This window comes from Ruegeria sp. CH6 (assembly GCF_056537005.1).
The window spans coordinates 13912-34116 of sequence record NZ_JBQFQS010000008.1 but is presented as its reverse complement, the minus strand read 5'-3'; the positions used below and the strand labels follow the sequence as shown (position 1 = coordinate 34116).

16 protein-coding genes are annotated in these 20205 nt (G+C 55.1%); 8 read left to right on the top strand and 8 right to left on the bottom strand.

Translation table 11 applies throughout. The features are described from left to right. Window positions 1–28: 28 nt before the first annotated feature. From ACR0CW_RS15780 to ACR0CW_RS15765, 4 genes are read right to left on the bottom strand one after another with little or no spacing between them, the layout of a single operon-like run. Window positions 29–877 (bottom strand): ABC transporter six-transmembrane domain-containing protein, encoded by an 849-nt coding sequence (locus ACR0CW_RS15780; RefSeq protein WP_480788536.1) that lies wholly within the window; start codon window positions 875–877, stop codon window positions 29–31. Between the two features lie 6 nt (window positions 878–883). Then, the gene (locus ACR0CW_RS15775; RefSeq protein ID WP_480788535.1) at window positions 884–1303 is read right to left on the bottom strand and encodes a DUF2141 domain-containing protein; all 420 of its coding nucleotides are present in this window, start codon (window positions 1301–1303) and stop codon (window positions 884–886) included. Beyond that, window positions 1300–4428, bottom strand: coding sequence for an efflux RND transporter permease subunit (locus ACR0CW_RS15770; protein WP_480788534.1), 3129 nt, complete (start codon window positions 4426–4428; stop codon window positions 1300–1302). The genes ACR0CW_RS15775 and ACR0CW_RS15770 overlap by 4 nt, the downstream gene beginning before the upstream one ends. Window positions 4429–4431: 3 nt before the next feature. Further along, on the bottom strand, window positions 4432–5580 hold the full coding sequence (locus ACR0CW_RS15765; RefSeq protein ID WP_480788533.1) for an efflux RND transporter periplasmic adaptor subunit: 1149 nt from the start codon (window positions 5578–5580) through the stop codon (window positions 4432–4434). A gap of 105 nt (window positions 5581–5685) precedes the next feature. On the opposite strand from ACR0CW_RS15765, the gene ACR0CW_RS15760 reads away from it, so the two are divergent. Further along, window positions 5686–6300, top strand: a complete 615-nt coding sequence (locus tag ACR0CW_RS15760; RefSeq protein ID WP_480788532.1) for a TetR/AcrR family transcriptional regulator — start codon at window positions 5686–5688, stop codon at window positions 6298–6300. Between the two features lie 27 nt (window positions 6301–6327). Here ACR0CW_RS15760 and ACR0CW_RS15755 read toward each other — a convergent pair whose 3' ends face one another. Both ACR0CW_RS15755 and ACR0CW_RS15750 read right to left on the bottom strand, forming a co-directional pair. Then, window positions 6328–7029 carry a maleate cis-trans isomerase family protein gene (locus tag ACR0CW_RS15755; protein WP_480788531.1) on the bottom strand — a complete coding sequence of 234 codons (702 nt, stop codon included), beginning with the start codon at window positions 7027–7029 and terminating at the stop codon, window positions 6328–6330. Window position 7030: 1 nt separating this feature from the next. Beyond that, window positions 7031–7465, bottom strand: a complete 435-nt coding sequence (locus ACR0CW_RS15750; protein WP_480788530.1) for an SRPBCC family protein — start codon at window positions 7463–7465, stop codon at window positions 7031–7033. A gap of 154 nt (window positions 7466–7619) precedes the next feature. Here ACR0CW_RS15750 and ACR0CW_RS15745 point away from each other — a divergent pair, with 154 nt between their 5' ends. The 4 genes from ACR0CW_RS15745 (at window position 7620) to ACR0CW_RS15730 (ending at window position 15341) form a co-directional block, all read left to right on the top strand. Then, the gene (locus ACR0CW_RS15745) at window positions 7620–9104 is read left to right on the top strand and encodes a trimethylamine methyltransferase family protein (protein ID WP_480788529.1); all 1485 of its coding nucleotides are present in this window, start codon (window positions 7620–7622) and stop codon (window positions 9102–9104) included. Window positions 9105–9112: 8 nt separating this feature from the next. After that, entirely contained in the window at window positions 9113–11533 is a 2421-nt protein-coding gene (locus tag ACR0CW_RS15740) for a GcvT family protein (protein ID WP_480788528.1), read from the top strand. Window positions 11534–12014: 481 nt separating this feature from the next. After that, a complete protein-coding gene (locus ACR0CW_RS15735; RefSeq protein ID WP_480788527.1) occupies window positions 12015–13595 on the top strand; it encodes an ABC transporter substrate-binding protein in 1581 nt (526 codons plus the stop codon). 180 nt (window positions 13596–13775) lie between these two features. Next, window positions 13776–15341: an ABC transporter substrate-binding protein gene (locus ACR0CW_RS15730; RefSeq protein ID WP_480788526.1), complete on the top strand. Its 1566-nt coding sequence runs from the start codon at window positions 13776–13778 to the stop codon at window positions 15339–15341. A gap of 9 nt (window positions 15342–15350) precedes the next feature. Here ACR0CW_RS15730 and ACR0CW_RS15725 read toward each other — a convergent pair whose 3' ends face one another. Further along, window positions 15351–15572, bottom strand: a complete 222-nt coding sequence (locus ACR0CW_RS15725; protein WP_480788525.1) for a hypothetical protein — start codon at window positions 15570–15572, stop codon at window positions 15351–15353. Here ACR0CW_RS15725 and ACR0CW_RS15720 point away from each other — a divergent pair. From ACR0CW_RS15720 to ACR0CW_RS15710, 3 genes are read left to right on the top strand one after another with little or no spacing between them, the layout of a single operon-like run. Continuing rightward, a complete protein-coding gene (locus tag ACR0CW_RS15720) occupies window positions 15563–16540 on the top strand; it encodes an ABC transporter permease (RefSeq protein WP_480788524.1) in 978 nt (325 codons plus the stop codon). The genes ACR0CW_RS15725 and ACR0CW_RS15720 overlap by 10 nt on opposite strands. Beyond that, on the top strand, window positions 16537–17487 hold the full coding sequence (locus ACR0CW_RS15715) for an ABC transporter permease (protein ID WP_480788523.1): 951 nt from the start codon (window positions 16537–16539) through the stop codon (window positions 17485–17487). The genes ACR0CW_RS15720 and ACR0CW_RS15715 overlap by 4 nt, the downstream gene beginning before the upstream one ends. A gap of 4 nt (window positions 17488–17491) precedes the next feature. After that, window positions 17492–19201, top strand: a complete 1710-nt coding sequence (locus tag ACR0CW_RS15710) for an ABC transporter ATP-binding protein (protein WP_170335614.1) — start codon at window positions 17492–17494, stop codon at window positions 19199–19201. An 80-nt stretch (window positions 19202–19281) separates the two neighbouring features. Here ACR0CW_RS15710 and ACR0CW_RS15705 read toward each other — a convergent pair whose 3' ends face one another. Next, a complete protein-coding gene (locus ACR0CW_RS15705) occupies window positions 19282–20178 on the bottom strand; it encodes a LysR substrate-binding domain-containing protein (RefSeq protein WP_480788522.1) in 897 nt (298 codons plus the stop codon). Window positions 20179–20205: the final 27 nt, after the last annotated feature.

Sequence of the window (20205 nt, the reverse complement as noted above, 5' to 3'; positions counted from 1 at the left end):
ATGCTGCCTCAAGTTCGAATGCGGAACGCTAGTTACTCGCCAGACGTTTCGTAATTTCCGACAAACGCGACCATGACTGCAGTGTGATCGGCAATGCCAATGCCGCCTCTGTGAATTCCCAAGAATAGCTGACGATAGAAAAGATAGCCCCCGCTGTTACTCCAAGCTGAGTGGTCGCAAACCACAGGTTAAACAGCAGCATTCCCAGAAGCAGTATAAAGATCGCGCCGTATAGCACCGCCTCGACATCCGACAGGGCAACTTCGTAACGGCGCAGTCTCAGCAGATGTAGAAGAACAGGTCGGTCGCGCCGTGTTTCGAGTATCCTGACCTGCTGCTCACTCTGATGGTTGAGCGCCCCGTTCCAACGATAGAAGCCGCTGTGGAACAGAGAGTAGATAAGGACCATCCCAATCAGCACCACCGCTGCCGCCAATGCCAAAGTGGGCGAAAACAGATACAGCAACACAATCGCAGCAACGAACTGTACGGTGCCAGCGATTGCCTCGGGCAAAACGCCTTCCAGAAAATCGGCCAACTCGCGGCCCATTCCGAGACGCGCATTCAGCTTTGACACAGGCAAATCGCGTGACCGTGCGACCTGCGCTTTGCCAATCTCAACCCGCATAGTGCCGTAAACGCGTGTATCGTAGATACGCCGGATCACGCTCAGCACGATTAGCACGAATAGCAGCGCGGCCAACTGGGCCAAGGCACAGGTTTCCCCGGCCAAGAGCCCATCAATTGCAAACCCGATGAAGAGCGGGATCAATACGGTGATCCCTGTCTCGGACAGGATCAAGAGCCAGGTCAATCCGACCTGCCAGCGGAAAACACGCAGCAGCGTACCGATCGAAAAGGTCTGCCCGTTCAGCATTGCAGTTTACTTGTCGTAGTAGAGGCTGATGCTGACATTCCCCGGCATGACCGAGGCCGCCGCGAAATCGGTGTCAAACTCTGGTGTTGGCACTCCGGATGCGCCGATCCCTTCCAGCAACCGCTCACCTTCCATGTTCAGGTTCTGGTCGCCGTTTTCATCATGCAGCGCCAGCACTGCATACGGACCTTTGTTCAGCGCTTTGAATTCGTGCTGCACCACGCCTTGCTTTGCCGGAACCTCGGCATAGTCAACGGCTTTGGTCATATCCAGTGTGTCGAAAGCATTGGCGTCGTCAAACACGATGATCAGCAGCTTTCCATTAGCGTTGCGGACGCCTTCAACCGTTAGCGCAATGCCATCCGCCAAGGCTGGGGCAGAAAACGCAAGCGTCGCGAGTACAGAATAGAAAATAGAACGTGTCATGTTGTGGACCTCTGTTGATAGGATTGAGAAGGGGTCTTGCGGAAGAGCGCGATGAAGTCTTCTGAGATCGCGATCAGCACCGGCACGAGGATCAGCATCAAGGCCGTGCCGAATAGTTCTCCGAACGCAAGCGATACAGCCGCAGGGATCAGATATTGCGCCTGTTCTGACGTCTCGGTCAGTAACGGCAGCAAGCCGATCACCGTCGTTGCAGTGGTCAGAAAGATAGCTTTGAAGCGACCGATACCTGCGCTGTGAATGGCACGGTCGACGGTGTCACCTTCGTCGCGCGCCTGATTGTAGCGGGTTATCATCACCAGACTGTCGTTCACGACCACACCGGTCAGTGCGAGCATTCCGAAGAAGGAAAAGAGCGACAGGGACACACCCATAATCATGTGTCCGACAGCTGCCGAGATGAAGCCAAATGGAACGATGGCCAGGATGACAAATGGCTGCCAATAGCTTTTCAGCGGCACGGCCATCAGTACATAGATCAGGACTGCCGCAAGCAGAAGCGCCCGTTTCAGGCCACCGCTGATATCTCCCATTTCTTCCAGCTCGCCCGCGGGCAAGACCTTTAAGCTCGGGTACTTGGCCGTCAATTCCGGCACAAGCTGTTCAAAAACAGCCTGAGCAACCTCTTCCGGAGCCACAAGGTCCCGGTCAATCGAGGCTGCAACGACGTTCATGCGCCGCCCGTCGCGACGCTGAATCGTTCCCGAAACATAGCTACCCTGCACATCGGCCACAGTTTCCAGCGGAACCCATGCACCATTGGTGCTACGCAACCTTGTCTGCATCAGGTCTTCGATTGTGTCCCGATTGGTACGCCCGTTCTGAACGACAACTCTCACCTCTGAACCGTCACGGCGTAGTTTAGTCACTTCGGCACCGCCAAATCCAAAACCGATCTGGCTGGCCAGAGTTTCAGCATTGAACCCTAAGCTACGCGCATCCGGACGCAGGCTCAGCTTGAGTTCGGGTTGTCCACCGACCAAACCATCGCGGATGTTGCTGACACCTTCGATATCAGCCAGAAATTCCTGCATTTCTTCGCTGGCCAGACGCAACAGATCCTCGTCTTTGGACATCAGCCGGATACGGAAGCCACCAGCGAGTTCCTCCGATCCTGTAAATTCAAGCTCGGTCGCCCCTTCGACTTCTACCACACGTTCACGCCATTCTCGGACGACATCCAGGATTGGTACTTGAGGCCGTTCAGCCACGGGCAACATTTCGGCAAAAATCTGGGCGCTGCCTGCGCTATTGATAATGGTAAAAATGGTCTGGATCGGGGGCGATACCATGCCGGTATTTGCTGCGAGTTCAGCGTTCAGTTCCTCACAAACTGCTTCGATCCGATCAACGTTTTCACGTGTCAGAGCGAAGGGCGCACGCGCATCCATTTCGAGGTTAATAGTGATTATCTGCCCAGGAACATCGGGGAAGAAGACGGTTTTGACCTTCCCTTTGTACATCAGCCCCAAACCTAGCATCGCCGCCGCAATGAACAGGACTAGAACTGCGTAACGTTGCCGTACCGAGGCGACCAAGACCGGTTGATAAATATGGTCGCGGAACCAAATCAAGCCGCCCTGAGCTGCATCCTGAATTCGCCCCCAGATCCGGGTCAGCAAATACCGACGCTCCTGCCCCAACGGAACATGCGCCAGATGGGCGGGCAAGATGAACTTACTTTCGATCAGTGAAAAGATCAGCGTCAGGATCACGATGCCGGAGAAACCAGCCAGCACTTTGCCCAGCGGGTTATCGATCAGCAACATGGGGAAAAACGCCGCGATGGTTGTGAGCACGCCGAAAACCGTTGCAACAGCAACCCGGTTCACGCCGCGTTCGGTGCCTTTGATCGGGTCTTTTTCCTTACTTCGCTCTTCAAAGACGCTCTCGCCGACAACAACGGCGTCATCTACCAGAATGCCCAACGCAATGATAAGACCAAAGGTCGTCACATCATTCAGGGAATAATCGATCCATCTCGAGCCAGAGACCGCGATTGCCCCCATGACTGAGATCGGGATCCCCATAGCCACCCAAAACGCCAGCCGTACATTCAAAAAGACCGACAGCATCAGCGTCACAAGGATCAAGCCCTGCACCCCGTTCGATCGCAATAGCTCGAGGCGATCCGAGATGTATCCCGCACTGTCGCCCCATATTTCAGCCTGAATCTGCGGGGGCAACTGGTGACTGAAATCATCAACCGTGTCGCGGACGACGCGGCTGATCTCGAGCAAGTTTTCCTTCTGCCCGATCAGAACTTCCATGCCGACGGTTGGATTGCCGTTCAGGCGGAACAGAAACTCTCCATCCAGAAAGCCATCTTCAATTGTTGCGAGATCACCGAGCGGTACAAATGACCCGTCATCCCGTTCGATAACCGGCAACTCAGCATATTCAGGTGCATATTTTGCCCGGTCGTCAGCGCGCAGAAAGATGGTGCCACCTTCGGTGCGCAATTGCCCCGCCTGAAAGGTCAGTGAGTTTCCCCGAATGGCGCGGGTGATATCTGAAACAGTCAGCCCATATTGGCGCAAACGCTCGGGGTCTATCTCGATACGCAACTCACGCGGTATCAGCCCCCAGATGTTCAGGCGTGACAACTCTGGCTGGGCCAGCAGGTCTTCCTTGAGCCGTTGTGCCAAGGTCTGCAATGTGGCCGGATCTGCGTCGCCATGCAGGTTTACGTAAAGCGCAGGAAAGTCATATCCCGACGCCTCAATCACTGGGCGGCGCGCTTTGTCTGGCAGGTCCGTCAGGCCGTCGATGCGAATACGCACCCGATCCAGAACTGCCTGCAGTTTCTCACCTCCGGCCCTGCGCACTGAGATCGTGCTAAGACCGTTTTGCGAACGTGATGAGATACTGCGCACACCTTCCAGACCTTCAAGCGCTTGCTCGACCTTCTGGGTAATGAGTTCATCCACCTGCTCGGCAGTGGAATCTGGATACTCGATCGAGATCGTGACGCTTTCAGGTGGAATACGCGGGAACCCTTCGATGCGGATATTCATCAGGGTCTGCACACCAAGAAACAGGATCAGCGCCATCAGCAGGTTGGCGGCGACCGGATTGCGAATGAACCAGGATGTCAGGGCGTGCATGGTTTAACCCTCATCAACGCGAGAGGTGACGCGCTGACCCGGCAAAAACGACGCAAGCGGAGTTTTCGCGATGTGCCAGGGGCCCTGCCCTTCGGGCGCAGTAATTGTCACTGCATTATCAGCACGGAACAGAATATGCGGCTTGATCCGTTGCAACAGATTGCCGCCATCAACCACCCAAACATAACCTGCGCGGGTCAATGAGCTTTCGGGAAAGGTCAGTGTGTTAGAAATCGTTCTTCCGGGAATGGATACCCGCACAAAGTCACCTGCAAGCACCCGCTCATCCGGCTCGGAAACCTCCAGAAACACTCGCATCTGACGTGTTTCCTGATTCAGAAATCCCCCGCCCCGACGGATACGCGCCTGCCCGATCCGGTCACCGTTGCGAAGCGTAAGAGTGGCCAGAGATCCGGAAATTGGATGCTGTAGCAACGCCCAGTCGTCCTGATTGAATTCTGCGACCAACTCAAACTGGCGATCGTCGGACAATCGCACCAAAGGATCGCCCGGACTAACAGTTTGCCCGAGGCTGGCAGCTCGCCTGGTGACAAAACCGGAAAACGGCGCGCTTACCTCGGTATCTGCCAGATCGCGCTGCGCTGCATTCAGTCTTGATTTCGCCGAGGCTACGGTCTTTTCCGCAATGCGCAGTTGCGGCAAACGAATGGCAAGTTCCGTCGGAGGTTCTTTTTCATCCCGCTCGAATTGGCGGCGCGCGACAGTAACGTCGTTTTGTGCCCGCAACAAAGCCAATTGCGCCTGCTCCAACTCCATTTCGGCTGCAGCAACTGCGCTTTCATACTGCGCCTTTTCGACAGAAAACAACGGATCACCCAAAGCGACCCTTGATCCGGCAAGCGCGCCATCGTGCACGGCAGTAATACGCCCGGTCACCGCAGAGCGAAGCTCGGCATCCCACCGCGGCCGGACCTCCGCAAAAGTTGAAATCTCTGCCTGAACAGCTTGCGCGGACACTGAGACCACCGAAACCATGGGTGGGGGTGGTGGCGTATCCGTTTTTTGAACATCAATTGTGTCTTCGGTTTCGAACACCAAAAGCACCACGGCAATCAGAAGCGACAACGAGAGGCCGATCCATAACCATCGGCGCCAGTGCGTTCCGCTTTTTGCATTAGGTTCTTCAGGCATGTTCGAAGCCTTTCAATTGCGATCAGAATCAGTGAGCCAACTTGCATAGGCTGGTTTTTCGCTATATACTATGAACGATCGTTCGTTCAATATGTGACATAAAAAATGACCGAGAGCCAAAGCAAACAATCCACCAAACGTGACAAAGCCACCGCCAAACGGCGCAACCAGATACTGGAAGCAGCGGTGATGTGCTTCCTTGAGCGCGGATATCACCAGACTGGTGTTCGCGACATCGCCGCTCGGGCCGGCGTTAGCTTGGGAAACCTCTATAATCACTTCCCCGGCAAGCACGATGTTCTGGTTGAGATCGCGGCACTGGAACGACAGGAGATGGAGCCGTTTCTCAAAATTCTCGCAGAGCGATCTGCTGCCCCGCGCGTTCTGAACAAATTCATAAAGGCTTACGCCAAATACCTGGCTGCCCCAGAGAACGTCATTCTGAGTCTGGAAATCGCCAGCGAAGCAATACGCCAGCCGGATATTGGGCGGCTATTTCTGGAGAACCGAAACGAACTTGTCGGAGCACTCACAAATCTGCTTGAACGCGGTATTTCAGAACATGATTTCCGACAGCTCCCTGACCCAAACCAGACATCGCAACTGATAATCGAGACCATCGAGGGCAGCGCTTTTCGAAGCGTCTTGATGACGACCCCCATGCGCAAAATCACCAATAATGTTTTGGATTTCATAATGACGTCAGTCGTTTCGTGTTAAGGCCCCTTCAGACCTGAACAACGAAGGTCAGATCGTCAGAAGAGTGCCGTAACCAGTTACTGAATCTTTGATGCCAATCGCACGCAAGGTTTGCCAATAGACGGCGGCGTTGCAAGCAACAATGGGCTTGCCCAGTTCTGCCTCGAGCTCACCAATCAAGGACACAACCGGCAAAGCGGTCCCAACCTGCAAAACAGCATCGCATTCCGCCGCTCCGACCTCGCGAAACACCGCCCGGATATCGTCAAGCGATGTTTCGCATATCTCGGGTAAGCTTGGTGCGCAGGTTCCCTTGATCGCAACGACATCAAATCCCGCGGCTTCGGTATTTGCTTTAACGTGCTGGTCGATTTCGGCATTGAATGGAGTCACAACCGCAACTTTTCTGGCCCCCAGTGCTCGCAGCGCCGCATGATCCGCAGCTGAAGCATTCAGCACCGGTACACCCACCGCCTCCTCTAATTCGGTGCAGCGGCGCGCCAATCTCTCAACACCACCGGGGCCTGCATCCGTGGTCAAGCCGATGCACAACGCAGCAGGATTGCAATCCATCAGCTTCTCAGCTTCTTCGATCAGGTCGTCCGAGACATTGTCACCGCCCAATCGAAAGCGCTGCATCTGATTGGTCACGCCTTCTGGCCTCAACAACTCCAGTTCAGGTTGCACGACTGTGTTCATTGCTGGTGTCATTACACCGATCACAGCACGGGGTGCGAGAGTGTCAGCCATCTCAGTTCCCTTTCAGAAATTCGTTCAACCCAGTCATGCCGCCGATGTAGATCTGTTCCCCTACGATCGCCGCCATCTCGTTTTCCAGTTCCATGTCGCAGTCGAAGCGACTTTCCCAGATGCCTAAGGTCTGATCCGTATGCGTGATTGGCACAAACCGATGGGTTGAGACGTAATTTCGAACCGGCAAAGGACTGTCGATGATATCGTAGGTGTAGAAATGTTCGACATCGGAAATCTCAAGAAGTGTTTCGCGAAACACCGTCCCATCCACTATGTCCAAATGCCTGATACTGCCCGGTGAGGTTGCTGAACCTGTTTCCATTCGTGCGCTCGTAACGGCCGGGTTCCAACCCGAAACACCGTCAAATGCCCGGACAGCAGACCAGACCTGATCAACCGGTGCATCCAGGATCATGCTTCGAAATACGTGCATCGCCACCCCTACTCCTTTGAATTGTAATCAGCTTAGATCGACTATGACCGATAACTGCCTGCAGAAAACGACGCCAAAGATGTCGTTTTGTCTATAGCATCTGCGCCTCGCACCGCATTCCCTGAGCAGAGAACAGCAAGTTTGGAGCCCGATATTGGCCAGACGGAAAAGGGTTATTCAGGAACCGCTAAAACTGCAGGTAACGCCTCCGCCTCAGGGAGGGCGATTTCAACCTCTTGGTCCCAGACGACTTGCTGAGATCACCGAAGCTGCGTTTTCGATACTTGAGAAGATTGGAATGGCAGATTGCCCGGCCGATATCACCGCCCTCGCGGTTGAAGCCGGAGCCGACCTACGTGACGATGGCCGGATTTGTTTTCCCAAAACCATGGTGGACGACATAATTTCGAAGGCGGCGCGCCGGGTGAGCATTCCGGGGTTTGTCGAAGATTTTGGTCTGACCGTCGGCGGAGGAAGCGTACATATCGGCACCGGCGGTGCTGCCGTCGAAGTTCCGGATCAAGCTGGTGGATTTCGCGAAGCCAAACTCGCTGACCTCTATCAGCTCATGCAGATCGTTGGTCGCGCGGAAAACATCCACTATGGCGTTCGTCCGATCGTAGCCAGAGATATGCCTTCGCCCTGGGAACTTGACCTAAATACCGGCTTTGCCTGCCTCAAAGCATGCCCAAAACCCATCGGTATAAGTTTTGACAACGCCACCCATGTGCAGAGCATAGCCGCTATGTTCGATATGGCGCTGGGACAGGATGATGCGTTCAGGCGGCAACCGTTTTGCATGGGCGTAATTGTCCATGCGGTCTCGCCTTTGCGATTTGCGCAAGAAGGTCTTGAGATCATGAAGGCCGCTATAGATGCGGGTATGCCACTGCAGATCTGTACGGCAGCACAAGCAGGTGCGACCAGCCCTGTGACACTCGCAGGTGCTCTGGCGCAAGGACTGGCAGAGGCTTTGGCCGGGCTTGTAATTGCAAATGTTCTCAAGCCCGGGTTTCCAACCATTCTCGCATTCATGCCCTTTATCAGTGATTTGCGCACCGGCGCGATGACCGGTGGTAGCGGAGAAGCCGCTGTTGCCAATGCTGCCGCTGCTCAGTTGCTGCTGAACCTTGGCCTGCCCTCAACCGTTTCTGCAGGCATGACGGATTCCAAGGTACCGGATGCTCAGGCCGGATACGAAAAGGGATACACCGTGGCTCTGGCTGCTCAGGCGGGCGCTGACATGATCAACCTCAGCGTTGGTATGTTGGGTTCACTGATGGTGGCCTCACCCGAGGCATTAGTGATTGACGATGACATGTGTGGCGCCATCCTGCGATCAGTTCGTGGAGTGGAGCTGACGGACGACGCGCTTGATCTTGAGATGATTGAAGCCGTCGCATGTGGACCGGGGCATTTTCTGGGCGAGGCCCAGACCCTTGCTCGGATGAAAAGTGAGTACGTCTACCCATCGCTTGCGGATCGGAAGAGTGTACAGGATTGGCAAGATGCGGGCAGCCCTGATCTTGTAGATCGCGCCCGAGAAAAAGTTGCCCAGCTGACGGATGAACCACCCGATCACCTGCCGCCGGATCGCGAAGCGGCCATTCGAGCCGCCTTTGACATCAAACTATCATAGGATCGTTCATGAATTCACATAAGCGCGTTGTTGTCATCGGTGGTGGAGCTGTCGGTTGCTCGATCCTCTATCATCTGGCTTTGGCCGGGGTGACAGATACTCTTCTGCTGGAACGGGACGAACTGACCAGCGGCTCAACGTGGCACGCTGCGGGCAACATTCCGACCTACGCAACCTCGTGGCTTGGAATGAGGGCCGGAAACTATGGTTGGCAGATGTACAAAGATCTGGCCGAGAAGGTCGATAGCCCGATTACCTATCGGCATACCGGCGCCTTTTGGCCTGCCCACACAAAAGAGCGGATGGAACTCTTCGGTCATATCGAAGGCATCGCCCGCAGCGCAGGGTTTGATCTGCATCGGCTGGGCCCTTCCGAGATGGACGCGATGCATCCGTTCTGGTCGCCTGATGACACTGTGTTGGGTGGTATCATGGATCCCTATGAAGGTGACATTGATCCCAGCCAGCTTACACAGGCGTTGGCCAAGGGCGCGCGAGAACTGGGTGCTGAAGTTCGGCGGTTTTCACCGGTCACCAGTATTGCCCGCAAGCCAAATGGCGAATGGATAGTCTCAACAGCCAATGACGAAATTACCGCCGAAATCGTCATCAACGCTGCAGGATTTTACGGTGCAAAAATCGCAGAGATGGCAGGGTTGAAAACACCAGTGATTACGTTGGAACACCAGTATCTGGTCACTGAACCTCTGGCAGCGCTGGAAGAGCATCCTGAACTGTTCCCGTTGGTGCGAGACCCTGACATCCGTTTCTATCTGCGGCGTGAGCGGAATGCGTTCCTGTTGGGATCCTATGCTCATGCCGGTCGCCCTGCATGGCCTGAAGACGGTCCCCCTGATGATTTTGCCCATCAGTTGTTTCCGGATAGTGTCGAAGACATTCTTGAGGTGCTGGAAGACACGATTGTCCATGTTCCGCTGCTGGCTGAGGCGGGTGCCCAGCGCTTTGTCAACGGACCTATTGCCTATGCACCAGATGCTTTGCCCCTTGTCGGTCCTGCAGCAGGGGCGCCCAATTTCCACCATGCGACGGGCGTTCAGATCGGCATTACGCACTCAGCGGCCATCGGCAAGGCAATGGCCGAGTGGATTACCGAAGGTGAAACGGAATGGGACCTTGCCGCGTGGGACCCCCGCCGCTTTGGTGACTGGGCGACACCCGACTACGCCCATGCGCGCGCTTCTGAGCATTATGATCTGCAATATGCGATCCCCTACCCGCATCGAAACATGACCTCGGGACGACCAGTGCAAAGGACGCCCCTGTACGAACAACTGAAATCATCAGGTGCGATCATGGGCCAGATCGCTGGTTGGGAGCGCGCATTCTGGTTTGAAACAAACGAATGTCCCGATACCGGCAAGCTGAGTTTTCACGAGGAACCGTGGCACGCCGCCGTTCGCCAAGAATGCCTGACAGTCGCCGAATCCGTGGGTGTGATGGATCATGGTGGTTTCACCAAGTTCACTGTAGAAGGCCCAGGTGCCGAGGCCTATCTGGACCGTGTATTTTGCGGAACGATACCCAAGCCAGGTCGCATAAAACTCAGCTATATGCTCACACCAAAAGGGCGCATCTGGTCTGAGGCGACCATCGCCCGGTTATCCAATGACCGCTTCCTGCTGTGTGGCCCAACGCTCGCAAGCCTTCGGGATTTCGACTGGTTGAGTGCGATGTTGCCAAAACACGGCGTTACCCTTTCGTCCGGCCATGCAAAAGACGGTGCGCTGATGGTCATGGGACCAAAATCTAGGGATCTTCTGGCTCAACTGACTGATGCAGATCTTTCGGCTGAGGCGGCACCGTGGATGTCTGTCGCGGAAATACAGATCGCCGGCATCGATGTCGTCGCGATGCGAGTTTCATATGTCGGAGAACTTGGGTGGGAGCTGCATGTCGCGAGCTCTGATCTGCCTGCGCTCTATCAATCGATCATGTCCGAAGGCGCGAAATTCGGGGTTACCCAATTTGGATCTTACGCGTTGAACTCGATGCGGATCGAAAAAGGATATCATGGGTGGGGTTCGGATTTTGGCACTGAATACACGTTGTTCGATGCAGGCCTGAGTGCTTTCGCCAGGCCTGACAAGGGCGACTTTCAGGGAAAATCCGCACTGTTAAATCAACAAAACAGCGCTGCCGAATGGGAATGGGTTGGACTGGAAGTCACCACTCCTTCTCCGTGGCCGCTGGCCTCTGAGCCAATCCTCAGGGAAAACCAAAACGTCGGATACATCACCTCAGCAACGCATGGCGCACGAACAGGCAAGATGCTTGTGCTGGGTTATATTCAGCGCGGAACCATCGCGATGGGGGAACAATGCGAAATCTGTGTGCTGGGTGAAACTTACCAAGCCACAAGGCATTCCTCTGCCCAATACGATCCGCAAAACAAGCGCATGCGCCAGTAAACTTCTTTGGTGCAGAATGCCATCGAAGCCCCCTACTAGAACCTGCCCGGGTAGAACGGGCGGGGAACCACTCCGATTGCGGGGTCTCAAGAAATTGCCTGGGAGTCCCTTCTGATCAGTATCGCTGGTTGCCGCATCGATCGCGCCTGTTGACTCACTCCCAGAGTTATAGACGACGTAATCAGGAAGGACATAGGCCACCCAGACAACCCGGCAGGCATGTGCAGAAAATCAAAAATACCAAACCGATTACCCCACCGACATTGGGTTTTGGCCGCTCGACCATCAAACCCGCCAATACAGCAACCCCCTGGTCTCACGCCCTCATATCTTCTTCTAAACCAGTACTTTCAATTCACGTCCCGAAATTCTGTTGTTGCAACTTTCTGATTGATTTGGATGATCAGGCGCATGTTGGCCGGAATAATCGGTCACCCGCATCGTGGTGCGGTTCATATAAATAAACTTGGGGAGACTAAAAATGGTCCTGAAGAATTTGATGCTTGCTGCCAGTGCAACGGCGCTGCTTGCGGCAGGCGCATCAGCAGAAACACTGCGCTGGGCACGTGCTGGCGATGCTCTGACACTTGATCCACACGCACAGAACGAAGGTCCGACTTCTGCTCTGGCACACCAGATCATGGAGCCGCTGGTCATGCGCGACATGACCGGAGCCATGGTTCCTGCACTGGCCACCGAATGGGGCCCGTCGGAAGAAAATCCGAACATCTGGGTTTTCAAGCTGCGTGAGGGCGTCACATTCCACGATGGCGCCGAGTTCGACAGTGAAGACGTTGTGTTCTCGCTGAACCGGGCGATGACACCGGATTCCGACTACAAAGAACTTCTGGCGTCGGTCAAAGAGGTTCGCGCGACCGACAAATACACGGTCGAAATCGAAACCGATGGTCCGAACCCGATCATGCCCAACAACCTGACCAACATGTTCATGATGGACAAAGGCTGGGCCGAGGCAAACAACGCCGTCAAGGTTCAAGACTATGAGGGCGGCGAAGACACCTATGCCGCCAAAAATGCAAACGGCACTGGCCCCTACAAACTGGTCAGCCGTGAGCCTGATGTGAAAACTGTTCTGGCGGCAAACGAGAACTATTGGGGTAAAGACGAGTTCCCGATGCAGGTAACTGAAATCGTCTATACACCGATCCAGAACGCGGCAACCCGTGTTGCGGCCTTGTTGTCGGGTGAAGTGGACTTCATTCAGGACGTACCAGTGCAAGATCTTCAGCGCGTTTCGGGTACCGATGGTCTGGATGTTCGTACGGCACCACAGAACCGCGTGATCTTCTTCGGTATGAACATGGGTGATGCAGACCTGTCGTCTGACAACGTCGATGGCAAGAACCCACTGTCCGACGTGCGCGTGCGTCAGGCGATGTCAAAAGCGATCAACCGCGATGCAATCAAACAGGTTGTGATGCGCGGCCAGTCAGCACCTGCCGGCATGATCTCACCACCGTTCGTCAACGGCTGGGATGAGACCATGGACGGTTCGTCCTCGACGGATATCGAAGGTGCAAAGGCACTGATGGCTGAGGCAGGCTATCCTGACGGTTTCTCGATCACGCTGAACTGCCCGAATGATCGTTACATCAATGATGAGGCGATCTGTCAGGCAGCCGTTGGCATGCTGGCGCAAATTGGGATCACTGTGAATCTGGATGCTAAACCAAAGGCACAGCACTTCCCGCTGATCAACAACCTGGAAACCGACTTCTACATGCTGGGTTGGGGCGTTCCGACTTATGACTCGGAATACATCTTCAACTTCCTCGTTCACACAAAGGGTGAAAAGTACGGCTCGTGGAACGGTACGCGCTATAGCAACCCAGACCTGGACGCTAAGATCGTAGCGCTGGCATCGGAAACCAATCTGCCTGAACGTGACAAGCAAATTGGCGAAATCTGGCAGGTTGTTCAGGATGAACAGCTTTACATCCCGATCCACCATCAGGTGCTGAACTGGGGCATGAAGTCGGATGTTGGTACCGGTGTAGCACCGGACGATACAGCCAAGTTCAAGTACTTCACACTGAACTAAAGTTCATAGTAGAACTGCGAGACAGGGCGCGATTTCGCGCCCTGTCTTTTTTCCGTTTCAGATACCGATTTGTCTGAAACATTCCTTTCGCAGTAACAGGCGCGTGATCTCGAATTGAGATTTTCTTTACCAATCAACAAAAACCGAGAACACTTGCTGAATAAACAGGGAGTTTTCGCCATGATCTTCAGGAACAGTGCCATCGGCCTGACCATGTTGCTTGCCAGCGCGGCGCAGTCCGCGGAATTCAAATGGGCCTCAACTACTGATCCGCAAACGATGGACCCGCATGCGGTGAACTCTGCCGCGGTGTTGGGGTTTCTAAACAACGTTTATGAGGGGCTGGTTCGTCGCGGCAAGGATATGAGCGTGGAACCGGCGCTTGCGGTCAGCTGGGAACCAATCGGGGATGGTGAAGGATGGCGCTTCAAGCTGCGAGAGGGTGTCACCTTTCATGATGGCAGTACGTTTGACGCGCAGGACGTCCTGTTCAGTTATCAGCGCGCCTCCGACGAAGTCGCAGACACACGCAGCTGGTTCGCACCGATCAGCGAAGTGAAAGTGGTAGATGACTACACGGTCGACTTCATGACCACTGCTCCGAACCCTTTGTTCCCGTCTTCGATCGCGAACTGGATGATTATGGATCAGGGCTGGACCGAGGCAAATGACGCAGCACTTCCGGACAAGGAAACCGGCAACTATGCGACGATCAACTCTAATGGAACCGGGGCATTCAAGGTAACTGCGCGAGAGCCGGGTTTGCGCACGGTTCTTGAACCGTTCGAGGGTTGGTGGGGCGAACCCGAAACCAACCTGACACGCGCGGAATTCAACCCTATCCAGAATCCTGCCACTGCGGTCGCTGCGCTGTTGTCCGGCGACGTTGACATGATCAACCCTGTGCCGATTCAGGACGTAGCGCGATTGCAAGGTAATGGGGATGTTGACGTCATTCAGGGTATCGAAGCTCGCGTGATCATGCTGGGTTTTGACCACGAAGCAGAGACGCTCAAATACACCGACGATGCGGGCAAACCTAATCCGTTTCAGGACGCACGCGTCCGTCAGGCGGTTGCAAAGGCGGTGAATGTCGATGCGATCCTTGCCACCATCATGCGCGGGAATGCCGAAGCAGCCTCGCAACTGGTCAGTCCAGCGATGAGTGGCTATTCCAACGCAAACTCGGATCGCCCTGCTTTTGACGTGGAAAGTGCCAAAGCTTTGTTGGCAGAGGCCGGATATCCGGATGGCTTCTCCTTCGGCCTTAAATGCCCCAATGATCGTTATCTGAATGACGAAGCTGTTTGTCAGGCCGTCGTCAGCATGCTGGCTCAGATCGGGTTAAAGGCGGAGCTTGATGCGATGCCTGTACGCAACTACTGGCCAGAACTTCGTGAAGATAACTACGATATGTACCTGCTCGGCTGGAGCCCGGGAACTTTCGATGCAGAACACCCGGTGCGATTCCTGGTTGCAACGCCCAACGAGGAAAAGAAACTGGGCAGTTGGAACTTTGGCGGCTTTTCGAATGCACGTGTCGATGAATTGCTTCCGATCATCCAGTCGGAACTGGATGAGGGTAAACGTCAGGCCATGCTGGACGAGGTTGCGCAGATCATTCAGGATGAACAGGTCTATGTGCCACTATATGTCCAGCCACTCGTCTGGGGCACGCGCAACAACATCGAACTGACCCAAAGACCGGATAACTTCTTTATCCTGCGGTGGGTTACAGTGAACTAGATACCTTTGTTAGATCAGGTGGGTATTGTCTTCAATGACGGTGCCCACCCGATAGTCAGACAAACCAAGAATGTGCCGACCAAAAGCACCAAGTTTGGAAAGCATGGGCCGTCTCAGAACCGCAATGCCGGAAAGCCACACTTTCCTGTCGTTTCCCTTTAGCGATTGCTTGACCATCCGGTCGGGGAAAGCATAGACAGGCGGATCAACGGGGAAAATGAATGTTCGCATATATCGTCCGAAGGATGTTCCAATCCGTGATCGTGCTATTGGTCGTGGGTCTGGTTGCATTTTCGATGTTTCGTTTTGTCGGTGATCCAATCGACAACATGCTGGGTCAGGAACGCACTCAGGCTGATATCGACCGGCTCAGGACTGAGCTTGGCTTAGATCAGCCGTTTCCGGTTCAGTACTTCAAGTTTCTGAAAGGTGCTATTCAGGGCAATTTCGGCGTTTCTTATCGTCAGGGACGACCAGTTTCGACGATTATTGCCGAACGCGCACCCGCGACGTTAGAGCTGGCCTTTGTTTCAGGATTTCTGGCAATCACCATGGGGATTGCGCTGGGGGTATTCACGGCCATCCGACGACAAGGGATTGCCGCAAATGTCATCATGACCGTATCCCTGATCGGAGTATCCCTGCCCACCTTCTTAATCGGGATTTTATTGATCTACATATTCTCGGTGGAATTAGACCTCCTCCCCAGCTTCGGGAGGGGCGAAACCGTTATGATTGGCGGCTGGTCCACCGGCTTCCTGACTGCTTCTGGTCTAAAGGCGCTGATCCTGCCTGCTATCACGCTGGGCCTTTACCAAATGACCCTGATCATGCGTCTGGTTCGGTCGGAAATGCTTGAGGTGATGCGTGCGGATTATGTCCGGTTTGCCCGTGCCCGTGGGTTGTCGGATCGGGTGATCAACTTCCGCCATGCGCTGAAGAACACTCTGGTTCCCGTGATCACCATCACCGGATTGCAGCTGGGCTCGATCATCGCCTTCGCCATTATCACCGAGACGGTGTTCCAGTGGCCGGGAGTCGGTCTGCTGTTCATCAACGCGATCCAGTTCGTCGATATCCCCGTCATGGCCGCATATCTGATGTTGATTTCGGTCATGTTCGTTACGATCAACCTGATCGTGGATCTTCTCTACTATGCCATTGACCCGCGCCTGCGTGTCGACGCGAGGGCCACATGACCGACACTATCGAAACCCCCAAAGCCCCCGCCAAGTCGCGTTTTGCCAAATTCTGGGACAGCGACTTTGCATGGTCATTCCGTCATTCGCCAGTTGCTATCATCGCTTCGCTGGTGGTTGTGATCCTGGTACTGGCGGCCATATTCGCTCCGCTGATCGCGACTTATAACCCGTTCGATCCGGCGACGCTGAACCTGATGAACGGCTTTACTCCTCCCGGCACGCCAAATGCCTTTACGCAGGATACATTCCTGTTGGGTACGGATGATCAGGGGCGGGACGTGTTTTCAACCATTCTCTATGGTTTGCGGATCTCGCTGTTTGTTGGGGCCGCTGCTGTTCTGCTTGCCATGATTATCGGCGTGATCCTTGGCCTGATTGCCGCCTACTATGGCGGTTGGATCGAAACCTTCATCATGCGGGTCGCAGATGTGCAGCTGACTTTCCCTGCAATCCTTGTGGCTATGCTGATCTTTGGTATCGCCAAGGGGGTGACACCCCCGGAATACCGGAACGAGATGGCGATCTATGTTCTGATCATCGCGATCGCGCTGTCAGATTGGGTGCAGTTCGCCCGGGTCGTGCGTGGTGCGGCTCTGGTGGAAAAGAACAAGGAATACGTTCAGGCCGCACGCCTGATCGGGCGGGGTTCTTTCCCGATCATGTTCCGTCACATTCTGCCCAACGTGCTCAGCCCAGTTCTGGTGATTGCCACGATCTCGCTGGCACTGGCGATTATTGCCGAGGCAACGCTCAGCTTCCTGGGCGTGGGTGCGCCTCCGACGCAACCGTCACTGGGCACACTGATCCGTATCGGGCAGGGTTTCCTGTTCTCGGGTGAGTGGTGGATCCTGTTCTTCCCGGCCTGCACCCTTCTAGCGCTGGCCCTGTCTGTAAATCTGCTGGGCGACTGGCTGCGCGATGCGCTGAACCCAAAGCTGCGGTGATTACATGAGCCTTCTGACAATCAATGACCTGACGGTCGAATTTCCGACGCGTCGCCAACTGTTCACCGCCGTTGACCATGTGGACTTGTCCGTTGAGCCGGGCGAAATCCACGGTCTGGTGGGCGAGTCCGGCGCGGGTAAATCCACTATTGGTGCGGCCATCATGGGTCTGCTGGACCGGCCCGGCCGGATTGCCAGCGGCACCATCAAGCTGAGCGGCGACCAGATTAGCGGTCTGGATGCTGATGCGATGCGCAGCCTGCGCGGCAAGAAGATCTCGATGATCTTCCAGGATCCGCTGACCTCGCTAAACCCGCTGTTCACTGTGCGTGAGCAACTGGTTGAGACGATCCAGGCCCATCTTGGCGGAACCGATGCCGAGGCGAACCAGCGCGCCCGTGATCTGATCGACCGCGTTGGCATTCCTGACCCGGACACGCGGCTAGACCAGTACCCGCACCAGTTTTCAGGCGGTATGCGGCAGCGTGTTGTGATCGCGCTGGCCTTGTGTACCGAGCCGGACGTGATCATTGCGGACGAACCAACCACGGCGCTGGACGTCTCGGTGCAGGCGCAGATATTGGATCTGATCAAGGAACTGGCGCAGGAACGTCAGGTTGGCGTTATCCTGATCACACACGATATGGGTGTGATCGCGGATACGACGGACAAAGTGACGGTGATGTATGCGGGCAAGGTGGTTGAAACCGGCCCGACCTCGCAGGTTATGGGCCAGCCGAGCCACGAGTATACAAAGTCGCTGATCGCTGCCGTGCCGCGCCCGACACTAAAACTGCACCGCTTCCCGCAGATCAGTTATGGCGGCCGTGAGACTCGGTTCGCGATTGAGGATATGGCCAGGCACTGGCCCAAAGTGGAGAATGACGCCAGCAAACCGGTGTTCGAAATCCGTAACCTGACCAAGAAGTTCTTACAACGGCGCGGCCTATTGCCGTGGGATCGCACCTATTTCACCGCGGTTGACGAAGTCAGCTTCGATATCCGCGCAGGCGAGGTGTTTGGTGTTGTCGGAGAATCCGGCTCGGGCAAATCCACCGTCGCACGTATGATTGCTGGGCTTTATCCCGTAGATGGCGGTACAATCAAATTCGAAGGCCAAACGGTCAGTGATCTGACTAACAAGGCCGCTCTGGATGCTTATCGCAAGAATATCCAGATGATCTTCCAGGATCCGTATTCATCGCTCAACCCCCGTATGCGGGTGGACGACATCGTGGCCGAGCCGATCCGCCATCACAAACTGATGGATGGGGCAGATATCAAACGCCGTGTTGACGAGTTGCTGGATCAGGTGGGGCTGGGTCACGAGGCCGGGCTGAAATATCCGCATGAGTTTTCGGGCGGTCAGCGGCAGCGGATATCGATTGCGCGGGCTCTGGCCACGCAACCCCGGTTCCTAATCTGCGACGAACCCACCAGTGCGCTGGACGTGTCGATTCAGGCGCAGATCCTGAACATCCTGAAGGACCTGCAGGAGCACCTTGGCCTGACACTTTTGTTTATCAGTCACGATTTGCCAGTGGTGCGCCAGATGTGCGACCGGGTAGCCGTGATGAAGCAGGGCAAGGTGGTTGAGCTGCAAGAGACCAACGAACTGTTCGCCAATCCGCAAACCGAGTATGCCAGTGAACTTCTGAGGCTCATGCCCAAACTGGATGATCTCTCGACCGACGGGCTGGGCGTTACCGAATAGCGGACAGCCAGTCTTGTTCGACACACAAGACCTGACGTGAGTATTGCCGCAAGTGCATTGCTCACGTCAGAAATCTACATCTAACTCAGAATATGCTCTGATTGGCTCGATGGTCCAAATCCGCAGAGCCATTCAAACGCTATGCGGGTTTCACGTCGAGTACTTGCGCCGTCCCTTTGCTGGACAAAGTAACCGTGTGTCGGCGGCATCTCTTCCGAAAACAGACGGACGACTCTCCCATCCTTCAGATCCTGATCTATCAATGGCAGCCAGCCCACAATGGCACCCTGCCCCTCCGCCGCGCCCCGGATCAGCACGTTGGCATCTTCAAAGACTGCGCCACGCGGGGTTCCTTGAATTCTGACATTCTGCGCCGAGAACCAGTCGATCCAACCCCAGTGATTTCGTTGATGCAGGATCGGAACGCTTAGCAGATCAGAAGGTTGCTCAAAGGGGCCGAACCTCTCGACAAACTCGGGGCTGGCAACAGCAATGGGTTGCAACTCAAGCAGCTTCACCGCCTCGCCGGGCATTTCGCTCAGGCGGTCCCATCGAATAATGATATCCGCATGATTTTGTTGAAATTCGCCGGGACGATAGCTGGGGACAAATTCAAGCTCGATACCCGGATACTGTGCCCAAAAATCACTGATCCGAGGCATCAGCCACCGCGCTGTGAATATGGGACCGGCCGCTATCCGAACTGATCTGCGTGGCACGGTCCGGAAACTCTCGATCGCGTCCTGCAAAGTGGTGAACGCAGAAGCAGTCGCATCAGCAAGCCGTTTGCCATCTTCGGTCAGAGTGACATTGCGCCCTACCCTGTCAAACAGAGATGTCTGCAAGTACTCCTCCAGCCCACGCACATGGTGGCTGATCGCCGTTGCGCTGACCGAAAGGTTCTCGGCAGCGGCTCGAAAACTGCCCAGCCTGGCGGCTGCATCAAAGGCACGAAGAGCTGAAAGTGACGGTAACATAGCAAAGCACTGTCAAGTTTTACTCAT

Bases quoted from the DNA above. Each gene is read 5' to 3' on its own strand.
- ACR0CW_RS15780 (WP_480788536.1), bottom strand. From the start codon at position 877: ATGCTGAACGGGCAGACCTTTTCGATCGGTACGCTGCTGCGTGTTTTC.
- ACR0CW_RS15775 (WP_480788535.1), bottom strand. From the start codon at position 1,303: ATGACACGTTCTATTTTCTATTCTGTACTCGCGACGCTTGCGTTTTCT.
- ACR0CW_RS15770 (WP_480788534.1), bottom strand. From the start codon at position 4,428: ATGCACGCCCTGACATCCTGGTTCATTCGCAATCCGGTCGCCGCCAAC.
- ACR0CW_RS15765 (WP_480788533.1), bottom strand. From the start codon at position 5,580: ATGCCTGAAGAACCTAATGCAAAAAGCGGAACGCACTGGCGCCGATGG.
- ACR0CW_RS15760 (WP_480788532.1), top strand. From the start codon at position 5,686: ATGACCGAGAGCCAAAGCAAACAATCCACCAAACGTGACAAAGCCACC.
- ACR0CW_RS15755 (WP_480788531.1), bottom strand. From the start codon at position 7,029: ATGGCTGACACTCTCGCACCCCGTGCTGTGATCGGTGTAATGACACCA.
- ACR0CW_RS15750 (WP_480788530.1), bottom strand. From the start codon at position 7,465: ATGCACGTATTTCGAAGCATGATCCTGGATGCACCGGTTGATCAGGTC.
- ACR0CW_RS15740 (WP_480788528.1), top strand. From the start codon at position 9,113: ATGAATTCACATAAGCGCGTTGTTGTCATCGGTGGTGGAGCTGTCGGT.
- ACR0CW_RS15735 (WP_480788527.1), top strand. From the start codon at position 12,015: ATGGTCCTGAAGAATTTGATGCTTGCTGCCAGTGCAACGGCGCTGCTT.
- ACR0CW_RS15730 (WP_480788526.1), top strand. From the start codon at position 13,776: ATGATCTTCAGGAACAGTGCCATCGGCCTGACCATGTTGCTTGCCAGC.
- ACR0CW_RS15720 (WP_480788524.1), top strand. From the start codon at position 15,563: ATGTTCGCATATATCGTCCGAAGGATGTTCCAATCCGTGATCGTGCTA.
- ACR0CW_RS15725 (WP_480788525.1), bottom strand. From the start codon at position 15,572: ATGCGAACATTCATTTTCCCCGTTGATCCGCCTGTCTATGCTTTCCCC.
- ACR0CW_RS15715 (WP_480788523.1), top strand. From the start codon at position 16,537: ATGACCGACACTATCGAAACCCCCAAAGCCCCCGCCAAGTCGCGTTTT.
- ACR0CW_RS15710 (WP_170335614.1), top strand. From the start codon at position 17,492: ATGAGCCTTCTGACAATCAATGACCTGACGGTCGAATTTCCGACGCGT.
- ACR0CW_RS15705 (WP_480788522.1), bottom strand. From the start codon at position 20,178: ATGTTACCGTCACTTTCAGCTCTTCGTGCCTTTGATGCAGCCGCCAGG.